This is a genomic window from Campylobacter sp. CH246 (genome assembly GCF_004378835.1).
Taxonomy (GTDB): Bacteria; Campylobacterota; Campylobacteria; order Campylobacterales; family Campylobacteraceae; genus Campylobacter_D; species Campylobacter_D jejuni.
In genome coordinates, this window is the sequence record NZ_RYYA01000001.1 from 81010 (window position 1) to 100767 (window position 19758).

Below are 19758 nucleotides of genomic sequence, written 5' to 3' on the forward strand. Positions count from 1 at the left end.
TTAGCTTTTTACTTTTTTGATTTCTTTTTCAAGTATGCTATAAGGAGTTAAGCCTATGAATTTTTCATCCATTTTTCCTTCTTTGAAAAAACTAAGCACAGGTACTCCATATATTTCCCCAATGGCACTTGAAAGGTATTTAGCTGCTCTTTTTTCATAAAACATTGCTAAATTAGATAAACCTTTTTCATCAGCCCAAGCTTTTGCATCATTTGCATCATTTGCATCGCCTAAAACCACAAAGATATTAAAATCATAATTTTTAGCCAAATTCTGCAAAATAGGAATTTGTTCTTTACAAACTCCACAATCTTTTGTGAAAAATACTAAGGCAAAATTTTGTGCTTTATCATTTAGTTTTAGGCTTTTTTCAAAACCATTGTAGGCAAAATTATAGGTTTTATCACTATTTAAAGCTTTAAAATTTTCTCCACTATCACAAGCTACAAAAAATAAAGCTATAATTAAAGCAAAGAAATAAGCTTGGATTCGAAAAATTCCCATGGTTTTTCTCCTAAAATTCTATCTTTTATCATCCCATCTTTAATGATGATGGTAGTAGGGGTTGCAAACACAGCGTAACGATCATTGGTGATTTTAAGATCGTCTTTTAAAACTTTTACATTTTTAAAGTCAAATTGTTCGGCTAAAACCTTAACCACATTGGCATTATCGATGGAATTTATAGCATAAACACTGATTTTATTGGGGTGATTTTGTATGAATTCATCTAAAGAAGGGAGTTCTTTTAAGCAAGAAGGGCAGCCATTTTGAAAAAAGACTAAGACTTTTAAACTTGTATTATCATCAGCAAGTTTTACAGCTTTTCCTAAGGTATCTTTAGCTGAAATTTCAGCGCTTTTTTCTCCAACTTTTCCAGTATCTTTTGAATTTTCAAAAGAACAAGCATTGAGCAAAAACAAAATGCTTAAGATTAAAAGGCTTTTTTTCATTTTAACACCCCATGTTGTAAGATAAGGGTTCGATCTGCGAATTTGGCTAAATCAGGATTGTGTGTGATTAAAACTATGGTTTTACCTTCATTTTTTAATTTTTGCAAGGTTTGAAGAACGATTTGTTCATTGGCTTCATCTAAATTTCCTGTGGGTTCATCTGCGAGTAAAAGCTCTGGGTTGTTGATTAAAGCTCTTGCTATACAAACTCTTTGTTGTTCTCCGCCACTTAATTGGCTAGGTAAATGAGTGAGTCTATGCGAAAGTCCTACTTTTTCAAGAACCATTTTGGCATCTTCTTCATCTACACTTGAGTGATAATGCTGAGAGAGCATAACATTTTCTAAGGCGTTAAGATAGGGGATAAGATGAAATTGTTGAAAGACAAGCCCTATTTTTTCACGACGCAAGGTGATTTTTTGCTCTTCATCCATTTGCTCTAGGTTTTCATTATCCAAGATATACTCTCCAGAGCTTGGAGTATCCATGAGTGATAGTATGTTTAAAAGCGTTGATTTTCCACTTCCTGATGGACCCATGATGGCAAGCCATTCTCCTTCATAGACACTTAAGTTGATATTGTTTAAGGCTTTAACTTTGCCAAATTCTTTATTTAAATTGTTTATTTTAATAAGTTCTTTTTTCATCATTCACCTTTCAAATTTTCACACACATTGATTTTTAATGCTCTTTTTATAGGAAAAAATGCAGCCAAAAAGGCAAAAATCAAAGAAATGATTAAGGCTATAAAAACAGCTATAAATCTAAAATCAATACTAGAATTAAAAATCAAATAACCAAAGATATTGGCTAAAAATATCCCACAAAAAGCTCCGATTAAACTAGCAAAAAAACTTACTATAAAGCATTCACTAGCAAAAAGTTTAAAAATTTCACTTTTTTTCGCACCCAAGGCTAAACGCAGTGCGATTTCTTTTTTACGAGAAAATATAATAGAACTTAAAGTTGTATTAACGCTAGTAGTAACTATGATCAATACTACAAGTATGATTAAAAACATTAAAGCTTTGATTTTTCCAAGCACTAAACCTTCACTTAAGGATACTGAAGATATAGGTTTTGCATCGATGAATTCATTGCTGATTGCTTGTGTTTTGGCTTTAACTTCATCAAAATTTCCATAAACTACAGCATTAGCATAGTTAATACCGGCTCTATCGCTTAAATTTTGCACCACGCTTAAAGGGGCTAAAACAATGCTATCAAATTCATCATTGCTTGAAAGTATGCCTTTTATGGTAAGTTTTATGCTTTTTCCGTTGTTTGGATTATAAATTTGAAGTTCATTACCTGTTTTTAGGCCTAGTTGCTTGGCTAAATTAACTCCTAAAAAGGCTGAATTTTCATCAAAATCATTTAGAGAAAAGCTTCCTTCTTTAACTTCTAAAAAAGGTTTGGTGATTTTTAAAGCCCTAAAATCAGTGCCTAAAACCACCCCGCTTGTACTGCCTAAATTTAAAAAATCATACAAAAAAGGAGTTAAAGCTCTAGCCTTTAAATTTTCTTTTATTTTTTCATACTCAGCATTGGAGATAAAATTTTCATCTTGCTTAGGACTTATCATTACATTTGCTCCATAAGCTTTTAATTCTTTAGAAAGTTTGGTGTCAATATCAAAATAAATATTTAAAAAAGCTGAGCAAGTAAGTGCTCCTATAAAAACACTTAAAACTATTATAAAAAGTCTTTGATAAGAAAAGCTAATGCTTTTAAAAAGCTCATTAAGGAAAAACTTATCTACCATAAAGCACTCCTGCGGCTGAAAGTTGTGTGATATTTTTTATAGGAAGCAAGCAACCAAGTAAGGCAATAAGTCCTGCAAAAATAAAGCTTAAAGGTAAAGCTATAAAGGCTATATCAATAAAATATCCAAAAATACTAAGACTGATGATTTGAGAAAGTGCTGTGCCAAAAATAAAGCCAAATAAAGCAGCAAATAAAGCTACGATTAAATTTTCACTAGCAAAGATGAGATAAATTTGAAAAGTATTAGCACCAAGTACTTTTAAAAGTCCTATTTCTTTCTTTCTGCGATGAATTTCAGAACTCATTAGACTTGAAATTGCAATACTTGCAACAATAAGACAAATAATGCAAGTAATGCCCATTAAGGATTGGATCTTTTTAACCACCAAGCTTTGAGCATCGCTTATAGCATTTAGAGCTTTTGCATCAGCACCTGGTAAGCCATCGCTAATTTGACTAGCGATTGAGCCTACATAAGCTGAGCAATACCATTTATCATATTCTAACTGATCTAATTTTTCTTCTCCCATGCGACGTACTTTTTCAGAAAGGGCTGATTCAGGTATGGTAAAAGCTCTTACTTCTGCACTTGAGTAAAGCCCTTGTTTGTTGAGTAAATCTTGAGCTAAATTTAAAGGAGCGATGATTTTATTTGACATTTTAGGATTGGCATGAAGTAAAATGCCTACGATTTTTGCTTCTTTGCTTTGATTGTTTTCTCCTATGAGTTTGATAGTATCTCCTAATTTTAATTTATTGTTTTTAGCAAAGTCTTCGCCTAGCATGATTTCATTGCTATCATCTTTTGCCCATTCTCCTTGCACTGCTAAATAAGGATAAAGACTTTTTATACCTGTGATAAAATCATCATCATCTTTAATTTTTATGGCTTTTTGAAAATAAGTACCATAAATAAGTGCTTTTTGTTGGGAGTTTTCAATTGTGATTTTACCTTCCAAAAAAGGAGCAAGTGCGGTGATGTTGTTACGCCAATAAATGTCTTTAATCATATATAAATTTTTTTCTTCTAGGTAGTTTTTGTTTTTTAAGGGTTCATAAAGTTCATTACCTATTTCTATACTAAGGCTTGAGCCTTTGGGTAAAACAAGGATATTAGAGCCATAGCTTTTGAGTTGTTTGGTTACTTCATCGCCTATACTTAGGGTAATATTTAGCATAGTAGAGAGTAAAAGCGTGGCTAAAAAACAAGTAAGAAAGGCTAAAAATTTTTGAATTTTGTTTTTAAATATAGAGTTAAAAATCATTTTAGCCAACATCGTTTCTCCTTTGGATTAAAAATTGGGCTTCGTTTTCTTCTACATATTTTGTAGGATCTTTTTTAAATTCTTCATAGTTGTTTTGATTTGAAAAATAATAAGTAATCCCTTTATAGCTATAAGAAAAAGGAGCTTGGGTGTTTATAACCTTTGTTTTTGATACAGGATCTTGCACTTCGATTTCTTTGATTTGGCTAAAATAATTAGATCCTGCTATTACATCTTTAACATCTATGGTGATTTTTTTACCATCGTATTCGTATTTGAGTGGGATAGGATTACAACCCCCGCTTTTACCTACACTAGGTAAGAAAATACGCACATTGCAAGAAATGCAAATGAGTTGTCCATCTTTTTTGATATAGCCCATATCTCCACAAATCATACAAGCATCAAAAACAGCTACAGGAGAATCCCTATCTTCTCTTTTGTTGATAAGAAAAAACCTTATCACTTTGCCTTCTGCACTAATATAAGCAAAGCGGTGGAGTTTGTTGTCCCTTAAAAGAGCTATATCAAAGATAAATTTGCCATTCTTATCGGGTAAAATTTCTTTAGGTTCATCTATGGTTAAAGGCTTAGAGCTTACCATAAAAAAGTATAAAATAATGCAAAAACTTATAACACAAGAGATAAAAACACTGGAAAAATAGCGATTAATAAGACTTGTTTTAGCTTCGTTTTTGCGATAATTTATATCTAAAATTTGTTTTTTGCTTATATTTTTTTTGCGAATTTTTAAGCTTAAGAATGCTAAAAAAGTGATTAAAATTAAATAAACATAAATTCCAAAAACACCAAAATAATTACTTTTTCCTACAAAACTCACCAAAAAAGTATGAGTTTCTATGATGGAATTTCGCATTAAAGTAAGCAAGATATTGGCTAGAGCTTTATCGCTTTCTATAAGGATAAGCAGTAAAAACAGCATAAAGCTTGTTTTTTGATTAAAATTTTTTTGCCATTTTAAAAAGAAGAAAATCAAAATACAAACAAGCAAGGCTAAAGCAATAAAACCTAAAGAACTTATACCTTCGCTATCGATTAAAGAGCTAGTAAAAATAGGGAAATCTTGACTTAAAAAATAATAATGCAAAGCGGTGCAAAAACTTAAAATTCCCAATAAAATAAAATTTAAAATTTCAATTTTTTTCCAAAAATAAAATATAAAGCTTGCTAGCAATAAACCTATAAAAACAAAATCAAAATTAAAGATTAAATTTTCGGTTTTTAAAAATTGTGCTGCGATAAAAAAAGCAAAATATCCAAATAAAAAGCCCAAAAAAACTACTAAAAAACTTTTAAAAATATATTTTTTATCAGGAGTGATAAAGGCCATTAAAATACTTAGCGGTAAAACACTGATAAGAAAATGCACAAAATATATACTCATAATTTACTCTTTAAACATTGTTATTTTAATTTTTCAAATAAAAATAAAAATATTTAAACACTCGGAAAATCCGAGCGTAAAATTATTTTGGCGTGCCTGTGTATTTGAATTTATAATCTACTTTAAAAGGTTCAAACCACTTACCTACGCCTGTTTCTTCATCAACATGGCGTCCAAAACCTTGTTTTTCTGGATTTGAGATATAAAAAGTAAGTTCATAATTTCCTACGCCAAAGCCACCTTTTTTATCTTTTTCCATAGCGATATTTGCACCATAGTGAGGACCATCATCAGCCACCATAGGCATTAAAGTTCCACGTTTAATTGCACCTGTGTCGGTATTTTTAAGTTCATAAGCTATGGTTAAATAAGGCATCCAAAAACCTTCTGGAAAACCATTTGGATTGTTTTTAAGTGCGTGAATGTCAGCTTCTAGGTGAATATCTGCTAAAGATGCAGCTAAATCAATACCTCTTGGTTCCATTTCAATAGGTTGTAAATAAACAGCGGCTATTTCCATGCCATTAAGTTCTTTTGGATCGCCGATTGGCACTTCACCTGCAAATAAATTTGTACTAATAACCGCAGCTGCAGCAACTACTGATAAAACTTTTTTTATCATGATTTTACTCCTTTTTTTGAAATTTGTTTTGTTATTAAAATGCCAATAATTAGCATAATTAAAACTATAAATTGAGGGATTAAAGTTTCATAGTAAGGATAAATTCCAAGCCATAAAATCGGTTCAAAATTCATAGGTATAAGACTAGGAATGATGACTTTTCCTTCTATGAGTTCGGCTATGCCTTTGCCTGTAAAAACAAAAACCATGTAAAAAATAATGTAAGAAGTGATATAGAAAAATTGTTTTACAGGTATGCGAATGGCTCCTGCTTTTAAAAGAAAATATAAAACAATAAGTATTAAAATTCCAAGTCCAAGTCCGCAAAAAACAGCACCAAAATCAGTGCTTGTTTTAGCATCAAAAAGCAAGGCTTGATAAAAAAGCACAGTTTCTGCACCTTCTCTATAAACAGCTAAAAATACGGTGATCCAAAGGGTTTTTGCGCTATTATTTGATATAGCATCTATAGCACCTTGTTTGATAAAGCTTGTCCATTTTTTATTTTGTGCGTTTGAAAGTAGCCAAAAGCCCACATAAAAGAGTAGTAATACGGCTATAAGCATGGTAATACCTTCTATAAGCTCTCTACTTTGACCTGCATTTTCTTTAAATAGCCAAGAAACTCCAAAAGCGGTAATGAAACTTAAAATCACTCCTGTGAAAAGAGCACTATAGGCGATATTTAGACGATTTTTGTTGCCACTTTGCACAAGATAAGAAACAATGGCTACAATGATAATCAAAGCTTCCAAGCCTTCACGCAAAATAATACCTAAAGCCCATATAAACAGCGAATAAGGAGTAGAATCTTGAATTTTATCCACGCTGCTGGCTATGAGTTGTTCTAAGTCATTAAAAGTAGCTTCAAGCTCTTTTTTATCTGCACTTGCTTTAATCAGTGCCACGCCTTTGGAAAATAAACTTTCTATTTTAAGTTTTAAGCCACTATCTACAGCACCGATTTTATTTTCCATACCGCTTGCTTCAAAAATATCTAGATAAATTCCTTGTAAATCATCTACCATAGAAGTGCTAAAGCCATCATAATTTTTTAAAATTTCATCTAAAGCAAGTTTGATATCATTAGAAACTTTGGCATAATCTTTGCCTTTTGTTTCATCATTAAAGCCTGAAATTTGCAAACTTGAAAGTTCTGAATTTGGAATTTGTAAGAAAACATCAAAAATTTGTTCTTCTATGTTATCTAAGCCATCTCTTAAGCCTTTTTCATCTATTTTTGCATCGTTGATTTGGCGTATAAGGGTGCGTATGGCTTGTTGAATTTTTTGATCGTTTCCTGCTTTGGTAAATTTATTTACTAAAATTTCTACTTTGGTATTGCGATAATCACTAAATAAGGCATCATTTAAAAAATCTTTACTAGTTTGGTAGTTTTTTTCTTTAAAAGCATTAGCTGCCTGTGAAAATTTGGTAGAGATATTATCTAGTATAAATTGCAATCTTGCGTCCATTGCAGCGGCAGCTTGTAAATCAGCGCTTGCATTATTATCTGTAAGTTTGCTTGTATCATTATTTATAGGTATAGGAGCTTGGGTGGTTAAAGAGCTTTGTGCTAAATCTTTTTTATCCACACCCATCATTTGTGCGATTAAAGCTTCTGCATCAGCTTCGCGTTTGGCATTGGCTTCTAGGCTTGATTTTTCAGCTTTAGCCTTATCATAGTTTATATCGCTTGCTTCTGCTTTTAAACGATATCCATTTTGTAAAATTGGAGCTACTTCATCAAGATCATAATAAAGACTATCAATTAAAGCATTAATTTGTGTCAAAGGAGCTTCATCTTTATACATGCGACGCAAATTTACAAATTTACGTTCCATAGTGATAGCTTTTCTTCCTATGTTTCTTCCTATTGGGCCTTCCATATTTTCAAAATGTTGAAAATACGCATCTTCGCTAAGCTTTTTGGCGCCTAGATTATCGCCCTTTTTATAAGTTTCTATGCTTTGTTTTAGCATATCTTTGATAAGATTTGCTTCATTAATATAATCATCTACCCTAGCAAAAGCTGAGCTTGATAAAAAAATACTTATAATTAAAAATATAATTTTAAAAATTTTCATTATCATTACCCTTGATTTTTGATAAAAATAATATTTATTATCAAAATAAATAATGGCTAGTATAATACTAAAAATCTTAAATAGAACTAAAAAATAAGCTTTTATGTTGATAATATTTTTTTATTAAATTATAAAATGTATTTTAATAAATATTTAAATATATTTTATTTTTGTGATTTAATATGGGTTGTTTTTAAGTATCGCAAGGTCTTCTTCTAAGCTATGGACTTTGGGATATTGTGTTTGTGTTTTTTAATTTTTCCTTTTTTTCGATGTTTTAAAAGCTTAATAAAAATCAAAAAATCATTTATTGCGTATTCTTTAAGGAGATATAGCTATAGTATATTTTAGACTAAGCAGATATATCCAAAAGTTTATCTTTTTTATTGGTATTTGTGTTTGTAGAATCGCTATTGTCTTTATTTGCTTCTTCTTTCTCAGCCTTAGCTTCTACTTTTTCTTTTTTTCTTGAAATTTTAAAGTTGAAGTTATGCTAATTCTTTTGCTTTCAAAATTTGTATCTACTATCCCCCTGCAAGGCGTGTTAAGTAACATTAGCAAGCTCCTGATTTCTCATTTAAAATTATAATTTTAGATTATATTAAAAATTGTATAAAATAAGATAAAACTTAAATTTATTGAAGTAAAATTTTATCTATTTCATTCGCTTCTAAAAGTATCAACCATTTATATTTTGCTTATTGTTTTATAGTGTAAAAATTTTTAAAATAGAATGTTATCTTAAAAAATTTATGATTTTTAATTTCAGATATTGGCTTCCTTGAAAAATTTTAAAAAGTTTAGTAAAAAATATTAAGTTTTAAAAATATCATCCGATTTAAATAAAGTCTTAAGACTCAATCTAAAAGGAGGATGATATGGTTTCAGATGTTTCTATGGGTAATGCTAATTTAATGACTGCTGTTAATACTTCAGTTTTGAAAAAATCTATGGACACAAACGAGGCATTGATGAATGAACTCATCGAAGGTATGGAAGGTGTCTCTCAAGCCTCCGCTCCACAAGCTTCTAGCTCTAGTGGTTTGGATATTTACGCTTAAATATCTTAAGAACAAGCTTAAGAGCTTCTTGGTATCTTGGGCTTGTTTTTTTAAATAATTATTTCTTTAGTATTTTTTCGTTATAATTTTGCCATTTTATTTATCGTATTAAATTTTTACAAATATTTACTTAGGAGCAATGATGCAAATGATAAAGAAGATGGTTTTAAGTGAAACTTTCCCTGGTATTTTGCTTATATTTTTTACATTTTTAGCTTTATTATGTAAAAATTCTTCTTTAAGTGTTATTTATACAGATTTTTTTCATGCTAATTTTACAGTAGGATTTGATCATTTTCAAATTTCAAAGTCGTTGGATTTATGGATAAATGATGGTTTGATAGCTATATTTTTTCTATGTATAGGGCTTGAGTTAAAATATGAAATTTTACGTGGGCAACTTAAAAATATAAGAGCTGTATCTTTACCTATATTTGGAGCTTTAGGGGGTATGATTACTCCGGCTTTAATTTTTATTGCTATTAATTATTCTCATGATTTTGCTATGAAAGGTTGGGCAATACCTACAGCAACTGATATAGCTTTTGCAGTGGGTATTTTAATGCTTTTGGGAAATAAAATTCCTACAAGTTTAAAACTTTTTTTACTCTCTTTAGCTATTTTTGATGATTTGGGTGCTATTGTTATTATTGCTTTGTTTTATACAGATCAGCTTTCAGCTTTAGCGATTATTATTTGTTTGTTTTGTATATTTGCTCTGCTTTTGTTAAATTATTATCACATCACCCATCTTTCTTTGTACGTGTTGGTAGGTGTTGTGTTGTGGATAGCTATGCTTAAAAGTGGAGTGCATGCAACTTTGGCTGGTGTGATCATTTCTTTATTTATACCTCTTGATACAAAAAATAAAAAACCTTATTTACATGAAGTTCTTAAGGATTTAAATCCTTGGGTAGTTTATTTTATTTTACCTTTATTTGCTTTTGCCAATGCTGGAATTGATATTAGAGATATGCATCTTGGTTCAGTATTTTCTCCTGTAAGTCTTGGGATTATTTTAGGACTATTTTTAGGAAAACAATTAGGTGTTTTCACTTTTTGTTTTATTGCTATCAAACTTAAACTTGCAAAATTACCTGAAAATATTAAATATGGAAAATTTTATGGTATATGTATTTTAACAGGCATCGGTTTTACGATGAGCTTGTTTATTGATGGTTTGGCTTATAAAAATAGTGATATTTTTGAATATGCGGATAAACTTGCTATTTTAGTAGCTAGTTTTTTAAGTGCCATTGTTGGTTTTATTTATCTTAAGATTATTAAATGAATAATATAGCACATAAATTAAAAACTTTAGTTTTAAATGAGGCTTTTGGCGGCGTTTTACTTATAGTTTGCACTTTGCTTGCTTTGCTTGTGCAAAACGGGTCTTTTAGCGAACATTATCGAGAATTTCTAAATTTAAAAGTCGGATTTAGTGTAGGTGAATTTGAGCTTAACAAGCCTTTTTTACTTTGGATAAATGATGGGCTTATATCTATATTTTTCTTTGCTATAGGGCTTGAGCTTAAGAAGGAATTTTTGCACGGAGATTTTAAAAATCCTAAAAATATTGTTTTGCCTTTTATGGCTGCGTTAGGGGGTATACTTATACCAGCAATGTTGTTTGCTTTGGTGAATATAGGAGATGCTTATACTTTAAAAGGTTGGGCAATACCTACAGCTACAGATACAGCGTTTGCTTTAGCGATTTTAATGATGTGTGGCAAGCACATTCCATCAAGTTTAAAAATTTTCTTACTTTCTTTGGCTATTTTTGATGATGTGGGTGCTATTTTAATTATAGCTATTTTTTATACGACAAAATTATCAATAGCTGCTTTTGTAATTGCAGGACTTGCTATTTTGGTAATGCTTATTTTAAATCTTTTAGGGATAACAAGAAAGTCTTTTTATTTTATTTGCTCAGTTATTCTTTGGATTAGTGTTTTAAAAAGTGGAGTACATGCAACTTTAGCTGGAATTGTAACAGCATTTTTTATACCGATGCAAACTAAAAATGGGGAAGCATTTTTAGAAGAAATTTATGAAAGCTTAAAATTTTGGATTGCTTTTATTATTTTACCTTTATTTGCTTTTGCTAACGCTGGAGTAAATTTATCCAATATTGATATAGGAGCAATTTTTTCAGGTGTAAGTATAGGTATTTTCTTAGGGCTTTTTGTGGGTAAACAAGTGGGTGTATTTTTATTTTCTTATTTGGCAATCCGCTTTAAATTTGCAGCTTTGCCCCAAGGTTCAAATTTGAAACAACTTTATGGGGTTTGCATACTTACAGGAATTGGTTTTACAATGAGTTTGTTTATTGATGGATTGGCGTATGAAGTTAGTGATATTTTTAATTATGCAGATAACTTAGCTATTCTTATAGCCTCATTTTGTTCTGGGATTTGGGGTTTTATTTATCTTAAATTCTTTACTACTCGATCTTAAGGGGATTGATGAGGCATATTTTTTTTATTATTACGATTATATTTTTTATAAGTGGATGTAGTTTTTATCAGAATCTAAACTATCGTCCTAGTTACAACACAAATAAAGAAGCAAGGCTCAAGGTTATTGCAAATGAATGGAAAAAAACCCCTTATGTTTTAGGTGGAACTAGTAAAAAAGGTGCTGATTGTTCAGGATTTACACAGAGTGCATTAGCTCAGCTTAATATACGTATACCTCGCACTACAAAAACTCAATTAGGTTCTGGAAGAAAAGTTTCTAAATCAAAATTGCAAACAGGAGATTTGGTGTTTTTTAAGACAGGTAGAGGGCCAAATGGTATGCATGTTGGTATTTATATGAGCAAGGGAAAATTTATACATTTATCTACTAAAGGTGGAGTAAAAGAAGTCGAGCTAAATAGTTCTTATTGGAAGGCTCGTTATATAGGAGCAAGAAGGTATTAAAGTGAAAATAGGTGTATTTGATAGCGGAGTAGGAGGGCTTAGTGTTTTAAAATCTCTTTATGAAGCTAGACTTTTTGATGAAATTATCTATTATGGAGATACCGCAAGAGTTCCTTATGGGGTGAAAGATAAAGATACTATTATAAAGTTCTGTCTTGAAGCATTGGAATTTTTTGAACAATTTCAAATTGATATGCTTATCATTGCATGTAATACTGCTAGTGCTTATGCTTTAGATGCTTTAAGAGCAAAAGCACATTTTCCAGTATATGGCGTAATTGATGCAGGGGTTGAAGCAACGATAAAAGCTTTGCATGATAAAAATAAAGAAATTTTAGTCATTGCGACAAAAGCAACCATTAAATCAGAAGAATACCAAAAGCGTTTATTATCTCAAGGATATACAAATATAAATGCTTTAGCTACAGGGCTTTTTGTGCCTATGGTTGAAGAAGGTATTTTTGAAGGAGATTTTTTGCAAAGTGCTATGGAATATTATTTTAAAAATATCACAACTCCAGATGCTTTGATACTCGCTTGCACTCATTTCCCTTTACTAGGACGTTCTTTAAGTAAGTATTTTGGTGATAAAACAAAATTAATTCATTCAGGAGATGCTATAGTTGAATTTCTTAAAGAAAGAGAAAATATAGATTTGAAAAATCATAAAGCAAAATTACATTTTTATGCTTCAAGCGATGTTGAATCTTTAAAAAATACTGCTAAAATTTGGCTAAATTTATTAAGGAAATAAAATGATAGAATTGAAAAAACCAGATGAAATAGAAAAATTAAGAATAGCAAATCAAATTGTAGCAAAAACTTTAAATTTTTTAGAGAATGAAATTAAAATAGGAATGAGCTTAAAACAAATTGATAAAATGGCAGAAGATTATATTTTAAGCCTTGGCGCCAAGCCATCATTTAAGGGACTTTATGGTTTTCCAGGTGCCATTTGTACATCTTTAAATCAAGTTTGCATCCATGGAATTCCAGATGATAAAATTATCAAAGAGGGTGATATTTTAGGTCTTGATGTGGGAAGTTTGATTGATGGGTATTATGGGGATGCAGCAAGAACTATTGCTATAGGAGAAGTTTCACCCACTGATAAAGCTTTAATCTCTTGTGCTAAAGATGCGTTATACCATGCTATAGATATTATTCATGATGGAATGCGTTTTAAGGAACTTTCAGCTGCTTTAGGCGAATTTATCCATGCAAGAGGTTTTGTCCCGCTTCGTGGATATTGCGGGCATGGTATAGGACGAAAGCCCCATGGAGAGCCTGAAATTTTAAACTATTTAGAAAAAGGTGCGAGTGCAAAAAGTGGCCCTAAAATTAAAAATGGAATGGTGTTTTGCATAGAGCCTATGATATGCCAAAAAGATGGAACACCAAAGCATTATAATGGAAAATGGGATGCTGGAAGTATTGATGGGCTTAATGCGGCTCATTATGAACATTGTGTTGCTGTGATTAATGGGCGTGCTGAAATTCTTTCTATGATATAATATTAAATTATAAAAATAATATTTTTTTCTTAAAATCCTAAAAATTTAAAATTTTTTAAATAATATTGTAGTAATATTCTTTAATAATTTAAGTTACTAAATGATATTTTTATAGCAGTTTAAGTGTTATTAGAATAAAATGTTACATCTTATTAAACTAAAACATAAATATGGTTTAGATAATTTAATAAAAATTATTAAATTATCTAAATATTTATTTTAGTTTAAAGAGATCTTTTAAGATCTCGTTTGGGTTAGGCTATTTCCCTCCCCCTTTTTATTCGTAGCCTAACTCTCTTTTAAGAGTTTGGAAAATCTCTTTAAGCTAAAATATATTATATTTGCTTAAAGAGAATAAACGATTACTATTCTTATTTAAATAAATTTTTAAAATCCATTGTAGAGTTATAAATTCCAGTATTATCCATAGTTTCGCCCATGGTAATTGTGGTTGCTAACTCTGATAGAATGATTTTTATTTCATCTCTTTTATCTTGTATATAGGCCAATACACCTTCGTAATTACTTGTTTGAAGAATTAAAAGTGGATTAGCAATTTCAAATTCAAAAAGTTTTTTACCAACATAAACATTGAAAATATTTCCAAAAAGGGCTGTTCCCATGAAAGAGCAGTTTTGTATAAGTTGTGATGCTGTGGCATCAAGAGTTCTTTTTTGCATATCATCTGAATTTTCATCTATTCTTTCTAGAATGCTTTTTTCTATTTTTTTTAAAGACATATCAAGCACTTGAAGTGCTCCTATAAAATCATTTGCATCATTGATTTGAGAGCAAATTTGATTTGCTTTAAATTCATTCACGCCTTGAATTTCGCCTAAGTGTTTTTTAAATATTTCTAAATCACTTTTCATTGTTTACCTTTCAAAAATATTGCTAAATATTTAAAAAGCAAAAAGTGTTCCTAAATTAGGATAAGTTAGAATTTACCCAAAAAATAATCTCATTGCCAATTTTATTCAAGGCTTTTTGAAAAGCATTATAAGTAGAGCGGATATCTTTTTTTTCTATTTTTTCTTTAGTATTGAAAATTTTATGAGCTATTATCTGATTGTTTTCAAGATTTATGAAATTTACACTTATAGAAATTTGAGCGTAGTTTTCATTGTTGCTAAGAATTTGCTCAAAAGAATTAATCCTGCTCTCAAGGGCATAATCCGCACTTAAAGAGCTTGTTGAAGAAAGCAAGGTTGTAAAAATATTGCTTTGTTCAAATTTTGACAAAATTAAAAAAGAATAAAGATTGCTTGGTAAATCTCCCCAGAAATAATGTGCGTATTTGTTGCTAAAACCATTATCTATATAAACAATAGCTCTTGAGTTTAAATACAAAGGTGCATTTGCATTGCGAATTTTAAGAATTTTACCAGTTTTTTTAAAAAAAATATTTGAGTCTATTCCTTCATCTTTTAATATGATATTTTCATTTTTGTTGATGGTTTCGTGTCTTAAAGAGCATCCGCATAATATAAAAATAAAAGTCAAAATATAGAATATTTGCTTTAGCATTATTTTTCTCCTGGTCCAAGTTTAGGTTTGGTTTCTTTAAAAATCAAATCAGCAGGGCTATTTTGTAAATTTTCTATTAGAATATTGCTTTCAATTAAAACTCGTTTAAAAAGCTCTAAATTTTGAATCAAAGATGCTTTAATATCATCATAAGTGTTTAATTTTTCATCAGCTTTTTTTATGAAATTTTTTAAAATCATTGTGCTTTCTTTTATGTCTTTAAGACTGGAGTTGAAATTTTGCGCACTAAGGCTTATATTATCAGCCATTTTTCCTATTTTTAAACTTGCGTTTGAAAGATTAAGGCTTAAATTTTTAGAATTAGCGTTTAAATTTGCACTTAGTTCTGCTAGATTTTGCAAAAGGATTTCTAGATTTTTAAGATTTTTTTCGCTTAAAAGTTCTTTTGATTTATCATCGGCCGTTTTAACCAAAGAAAAAATATGTTCACTTTGTCTGTCTATGGTCGCTAAAAAACTTTCTTTAAAAGGAATGACTGGAAGTTTTCCCTGTATAGATACTAGATCTTTGCTATTTTTACTTCCGCCTTGAAGTTGGACAAATTTAAGTCCTGTAATACCTTGAAGTTGCAAAGTAGCAAAAGTATCTTCTTTTATAGGGGTGTTATTTTTAACCTTAATGCGTATGTTAACGCCGAGTTCATCTTGATTGTAAATGCCAATTTCTTCTACACTACCTACTTCCACGCCCAAAAGCCTTACGGGTGCTTTTACGCCAAGTCCTGCAACGGATTCTTGTGTGTGAATTTCATAATACTTAAAACTTTCTTCTTTAGAGTATCCACCAAGCCAAAGTATGAAACCAAGGCTTGCAAAAAATACTCCAAAAACAAAAAGTCCTACAAAAAAATAATTTGCTCTATTTTCCACTTTTACTCCATAAATCTTTTAAAAAGTCGTTCATTTTGCAGGCGTAATTCTCCATAAGTACCGCAAAATCCAACTTTTTTATTTTCTAAAATGATAAAGCGATCGAGTAAATTTTTCATACTTTCTTTATCATGTGTAACCAAAATGATATTTAAATCAAAACTTTTTTTTAACTCTAAAACCAAATCGTCAATTTCACGACTACTATGAGGGTCAAGTCCTGAGGTAGGTTCATCTAAAAAAAGCAATTTACTATCAAGTGCTAAAGCTCTAGCAATTGCCACTCTTTTTTGCATGCCGCCACTAAGTTCACTTGGAAATTGTTTTAAAACACTTTCGTTTAAACCTACCATTTTTAGTTTCATTAAAACCAGTTCTTGTATGCTATTTTCATCTAAATGAGTGTATTCTTTTAAAGGAATAGCGATATTTTCATAAATATTAAAAAAGCTAAAAAGTGCAGCAAACTGAAAAACCACACCCCATTTTTTACGCAAAGCAAGCGCATCTTCTTCATTGATATTTTTAAGCTTATAGCCTAAAATTTCATATTCTCCACCATCAAAATGTTCAAGCATAAGCATTTGTTTTAAAAGGACAGATTTTCCACTTCCACTACCTCCTAAAATACCAAAAATTTCGTTTTTTTTGATTTCAAAACTTACGCCATCATGGACGATTTTTTCTCCAAATTTTGTAATGATATTTTGCGCTTTAATAACCATTTAAATTCCTGTAGAGGTTAAAATAACGGAGAATAAAGCATCAAAGGCTATCACCCAAAAAATAGCATTTACAACGCTTTTTGTTGTATAAATTCCTATACTTTGTGTAGTGTTTTTTACCTCAAAACCACGAAAACAAGCAATAAGTCCTATCAAAAATCCAAAAATAGGTGCTTTTGCAAGTCCTATAAAGATATGTTTTATATCTACAGCTTCTCTAAAGCGTCTTAAAAATTCGGCAAAAGAAATATCAAGATTTAATTTTGCAACCATCATTCCACCTATAATACTGATTGCATCGCTAATGGCAACGATTAAAGGCATAGCTACTACCAAAGCCATGACACGTGGAATAACAATAAATTCAAAAGAACGAAAACCCATAGTATTCATAGCTGCAATTTCATCAGTAATTTTCATCACCCCAATTTGTGCGGTATAAGAGCTTGCACTTCTTCCTGCGATCACTATGGCAGCGATTAAAGGTGCAAGTTCTCTAGTGGCTGAAATTCCCATCAAATCCACTATGAAAATATTGGCTCCAAATTGTGCGAGTTGGTAAGCAGCCTGATAGGCTAAAACCACTCCTACTAAAAGAGCGGTTAAAATAACTATAGGTAAGGCTTTAAAAGCAGAATTTTCTATATGATATAAAAAAGCAATAAAGCGAAAATTTTTAGGATTTTTAAGGCATAAAAAAAGACTTGTGAAAAAAGCTCCTGTGAAATTGATGAATTTTATTAAAATTTTTAAAAGTTCTAAACTTAATTTTCCAAGATCGATAAAGTATTCACTGAAATTTTTATGTGATTTTTTTGTTTTGCCTAGTCTTTGGTAGTTTTTTTCACAAAGTTCAAACAGGATTTGAAAGCGTGAATTTAAGCTTTCTTTGGTGATTTTAATATTTTTATCTTTAAGATCATTTTCTAAAGCAAGGAAAAATCTCACTCCAGCGGTATCGATTGCTTTTAGATCTTTAAAATCAAAAATCACTTCCTTGCTTTGGATCAAAGCTAAAAAATCTTTTATTTTTAACTTATAAATACTTGTTTTATCCCAAATTCCAAAGATAAAAAGAGTGTTATTTTGAAATTTGAAATTTGTATTCATTTTATTTGCTAAGGATAAAATTTACAAGCTTTGAAACGCTAAATCCAAAGCATTCAAACACATCTTTGTCTTTACCACTTTCTCCAAAACTTTCTATGCCATATACTTTATGGCAAAATTTATAAAGTTCATTAGAATGTGCTGCTTCAACACCTATAACTTCACCTTTTAACAATCTTTCTTGATAAGCTTTATCTTGTTTTTCAAAAAGTTCAAAACAAGGCATGGAAACAACATTACAAGCAAAACCTTGTTTTTCAAGTTCGTTTGCACTTTCTAGACAAAGCCAAACTTCACTTCCACTTGCTAGAAGTGTAAATTTAGCGTCTTTGCTTTCTTTGAGTAAATACGCTCCGTTTTTTACATCTCCAAAAATAGGTTCATTTAGAGCTTTGAGTTTTTGGCGTGAAAGCACAAAAGCACTTGGAATATCAGCATTTAGGGCTATTTGCCAAGCTTTGACATTTTCTACCCCATCAGCAGGCCTAAAGGTTAAAAAATTTGGCATAGCTCTAAAAGTGCTAAGTTGTTCTATAGGCTGGTGTGTTGGGCCATCTTCGCCCACGCCTATGCTATCATGCGTGAAAATAAAAAAATGTTTGATTTTCATTAGGGCTGCTATTCTTGCGGCAGGTTTTAAGTACTCACTAAAGATGAAAAAAGTTGCCGAAAATGGTAAGAAAATTCCATATCTTGCAAAAGCATTGTTAATCGCTGCCATAGCGTGTTCTCTGATGCCAAAATGGATATTTTTACCTTCTATAAAGTCTCCCATACCGTGAAGTTCTGTTTTATTTGAAGGGCCTAAATCCGCACTTCCACCTAAAAATCCTTCTAAATTTTTAGCTAAAACATTTAAAATTTCACCATTGCTATCTCTTGTAGCAAGATCTTTTCCTTTAAAATCAGGATAAGCTATCTTGCTAAAATCAGGGTTTAATAGCCTTTCTAAAAGTTCTTTTTTACCACTTTTTTCAAGTTTATCTTTCCATTTTGCTTCTTCTAAATCCCCAAGTTCTACAGCACTTTCAAAGCGGATTTTGCTTGCTTGTGGGATATGAAAACTGATATTTGGATCAAAACCTGCTTGTTCTTTGGCTTTTTTAATCACTTCTTCGCCCAAAGGTGCGCCATGGCTTTTATGACTGCCTTCAAGCTCTCCTGCACCCTTTGCTATAGTTGTTTTTGCGATGATAAGACAAGGTTTTGTGGATTTTTTAGCTTGTTCTAAGGCTTTATTGATTTCTTCATAATCGTGTCCATTTATACTTAAAACTTCAAATCCTTGTGCTTCAAAACGCATTTTTACATTTTCGTTAAAGGCTAAACCTACATCGCCTTCTATGGAGATATTGTTGCTATCATAAATGAGTATGAAGTTATCAAGTTTGTGAAGTCCTGCTAAAGAACAAGCTTCATAAGAAATGCCTTCTTGTAAATCCCCATCTCCGCAAAGACAATAAATTTTATGATCGATTAAATCACTGCCTAGCAAATTTTGTGCTTTTTTTGCTGCCATAGCAAAGCCTACAGCATTGGCAACGCCTTGTCCTAAAGGGCCTGTAGCGATTTCTACTCCAAGAGTTGAAATTTCAGGGTGTCCAGGGGTTTTAGAATGAAGTTGGCGGAAATTTTTAAGATCTTCTAAGCTTAAGTCATAGCCGCTTAAATGTAAAAAACTATAAAGCAAAGCACTTGCATGTCCGCCTGAAAATACAAGTCTATCACGGTTTAGCCAAGTGGGATTTTTAGGATTGTGTTTTAAATGATAACTTAAAACACTTAAAATATCTGCTAAACCCAAAGGTGCACCTGGGTGTCCTGAGTTTGCTTTTTGCACCATATCGGCACTTAAAAATCTTAGAGTATTTGCCTGTTCTTGTAAAATTTGAATGTCCATTTTTTGCC

The 19758-nt window shown here is 30.8% G+C and carries 20 protein-coding genes and 1 pseudogene; 6 read left to right on the forward strand and 15 right to left on the reverse strand.

Annotation, left to right across the window (positions count from 1 at the left end; translation table 11 throughout):
* The 9 genes and pseudogenes from traF to ELQ06_RS08815 all read right to left on the reverse strand — a co-directional run bounded on the left by traF (position 1) and on the right by ELQ06_RS08815 (position 8654).
* Positions 1 to 504, reverse strand: coding sequence for a conjugal transfer protein TraF (traF, locus tag ELQ06_RS00460; RefSeq protein WP_002851157.1), 504 nt, complete (start codon positions 502 to 504; stop codon positions 1 to 3).
* Positions 465 to 953, reverse strand: coding sequence for a TlpA disulfide reductase family protein (locus ELQ06_RS00465; protein ID WP_002851267.1), 489 nt, complete (start codon positions 951 to 953; stop codon positions 465 to 467). The genes traF and ELQ06_RS00465 overlap by 40 nt, the downstream gene beginning before the upstream one ends.
* The gene (locus ELQ06_RS00470; RefSeq protein WP_002858988.1) at positions 950 to 1603 is read right to left on the reverse strand and encodes an ABC transporter ATP-binding protein; all 654 of its coding nucleotides are present in this window, start codon (positions 1601 to 1603) and stop codon (positions 950 to 952) included. Before ELQ06_RS00470 ends, ELQ06_RS00465 begins: the two co-directional genes overlap by 4 nt.
* Entirely contained in the window at positions 1600 to 2718 is a 1119-nt protein-coding gene (locus ELQ06_RS00475; protein WP_052797897.1) for an FtsX-like permease family protein, read from the reverse strand. The genes ELQ06_RS00470 and ELQ06_RS00475 overlap by 4 nt, the downstream gene beginning before the upstream one ends.
* Entirely contained in the window at positions 2708 to 3997 is a 1290-nt protein-coding gene (locus ELQ06_RS00480; protein ID WP_002874563.1) for an ABC transporter permease, read from the reverse strand. Before ELQ06_RS00480 ends, ELQ06_RS00475 begins: the two co-directional genes overlap by 11 nt.
* The gene (locus ELQ06_RS00485) at positions 3987 to 5390 is read right to left on the reverse strand and encodes a Fe-S-containing protein (protein ID WP_052797898.1); all 1404 of its coding nucleotides are present in this window, start codon (positions 5388 to 5390) and stop codon (positions 3987 to 3989) included. The genes ELQ06_RS00480 and ELQ06_RS00485 overlap by 11 nt, the downstream gene beginning before the upstream one ends.
* A gap of 82 nt (positions 5391 to 5472) precedes the next feature.
* Complete coding sequence (locus tag ELQ06_RS00490; protein WP_002778842.1) at positions 5473 to 6012, reverse strand: iron transporter; 540 nt, start codon at positions 6010 to 6012, stop codon at positions 5473 to 5475.
* Complete coding sequence (locus ELQ06_RS00495) at positions 6009 to 8099, reverse strand: FTR1 family protein (RefSeq protein WP_052794010.1); 2091 nt, start codon at positions 8097 to 8099, stop codon at positions 6009 to 6011. The genes ELQ06_RS00490 and ELQ06_RS00495 overlap by 4 nt, the downstream gene beginning before the upstream one ends.
* Positions 8100 to 8451: 352 nt before the next feature.
* Positions 8452 to 8654, reverse strand: a pseudogene (locus ELQ06_RS08815) (hypothetical protein).
* A 323-nt stretch (positions 8655 to 8977) separates the two neighbouring features.
* Here ELQ06_RS08815 and ELQ06_RS00505 point away from each other — a divergent pair.
* The 6 genes from ELQ06_RS00505 to map all read left to right on the forward strand — a co-directional run bounded on the left by ELQ06_RS00505 (position 8978) and on the right by map (position 13598).
* Positions 8978 to 9160 (forward strand): YjfB family protein, encoded by a 183-nt coding sequence (locus tag ELQ06_RS00505; protein WP_002858984.1) that lies wholly within the window; start codon positions 8978 to 8980, stop codon positions 9158 to 9160.
* 142 nt (positions 9161 to 9302) lie between these two features.
* A complete protein-coding gene (gene nhaA, locus ELQ06_RS00510; RefSeq protein ID WP_032580608.1) occupies positions 9303 to 10451 on the forward strand; it encodes a Na+/H+ antiporter NhaA in 1149 nt (382 codons plus the stop codon).
* The gene (nhaA, locus tag ELQ06_RS00515; protein WP_052797899.1) at positions 10448 to 11617 is read left to right on the forward strand and encodes a Na+/H+ antiporter NhaA; all 1170 of its coding nucleotides are present in this window, start codon (positions 10448 to 10450) and stop codon (positions 11615 to 11617) included. The genes nhaA (ELQ06_RS00510) and nhaA (ELQ06_RS00515) overlap by 4 nt, the downstream gene beginning before the upstream one ends.
* An 8-nt stretch (positions 11618 to 11625) precedes the next feature.
* Positions 11626 to 12084: a C40 family peptidase gene (locus tag ELQ06_RS00520; RefSeq protein ID WP_002826385.1), complete on the forward strand. Its 459-nt coding sequence runs from the start codon at positions 11626 to 11628 to the stop codon at positions 12082 to 12084.
* A 1-nt stretch (position 12085) separates the two neighbouring features.
* Positions 12086 to 12838: a glutamate racemase gene (gene murI / locus ELQ06_RS00525; RefSeq protein ID WP_044261751.1), complete on the forward strand. Its 753-nt coding sequence runs from the start codon at positions 12086 to 12088 to the stop codon at positions 12836 to 12838.
* Position 12839: 1 nt separating this feature from the next.
* Positions 12840 to 13598 carry a type I methionyl aminopeptidase gene (gene map / locus ELQ06_RS00530; RefSeq protein ID WP_002856112.1) on the forward strand — a complete coding sequence of 253 codons (759 nt, stop codon included), beginning with the start codon at positions 12840 to 12842 and terminating at the stop codon, positions 13596 to 13598.
* Positions 13599 to 13969: 371 nt separating this feature from the next.
* On the opposite strand, the gene ELQ06_RS00535 is transcribed toward map, so the two are convergent.
* The 6 genes from ELQ06_RS00535 to tkt are packed head-to-tail and all read right to left on the reverse strand — an operon-like array spanning position 13970 to position 19750.
* Positions 13970 to 14470: a flagellar FLiS export co-chaperone gene (locus tag ELQ06_RS00535; protein WP_002877873.1), complete on the reverse strand. Its 501-nt coding sequence runs from the start codon at positions 14468 to 14470 to the stop codon at positions 13970 to 13972.
* A 55-nt stretch (positions 14471 to 14525) separates the two neighbouring features.
* Positions 14526 to 15125: an ABC-type transport auxiliary lipoprotein family protein gene (locus ELQ06_RS00540; protein WP_134237455.1), complete on the reverse strand. Its 600-nt coding sequence runs from the start codon at positions 15123 to 15125 to the stop codon at positions 14526 to 14528.
* Positions 15125 to 16015, reverse strand: coding sequence for an MlaD family protein (locus ELQ06_RS00545; protein WP_002871890.1), 891 nt, complete (start codon positions 16013 to 16015; stop codon positions 15125 to 15127). Before ELQ06_RS00545 ends, ELQ06_RS00540 begins: the two co-directional genes overlap by 1 nt.
* A 2-nt stretch (positions 16016 to 16017) precedes the next feature.
* Complete coding sequence (locus ELQ06_RS00550) at positions 16018 to 16740, reverse strand: ATP-binding cassette domain-containing protein (RefSeq protein WP_052797901.1); 723 nt, start codon at positions 16738 to 16740, stop codon at positions 16018 to 16020.
* The gene (locus tag ELQ06_RS00555) at positions 16741 to 17850 is read right to left on the reverse strand and encodes an ABC transporter permease (protein ID WP_052797902.1); all 1110 of its coding nucleotides are present in this window, start codon (positions 17848 to 17850) and stop codon (positions 16741 to 16743) included.
* Position 17851: 1 nt separating this feature from the next.
* Positions 17852 to 19750 carry a transketolase gene (gene tkt / locus ELQ06_RS00560; RefSeq protein ID WP_052797903.1) on the reverse strand — a complete coding sequence of 633 codons (1899 nt, stop codon included), beginning with the start codon at positions 19748 to 19750 and terminating at the stop codon, positions 17852 to 17854.
* Positions 19751 to 19758 lie beyond the last annotated feature (8 nt).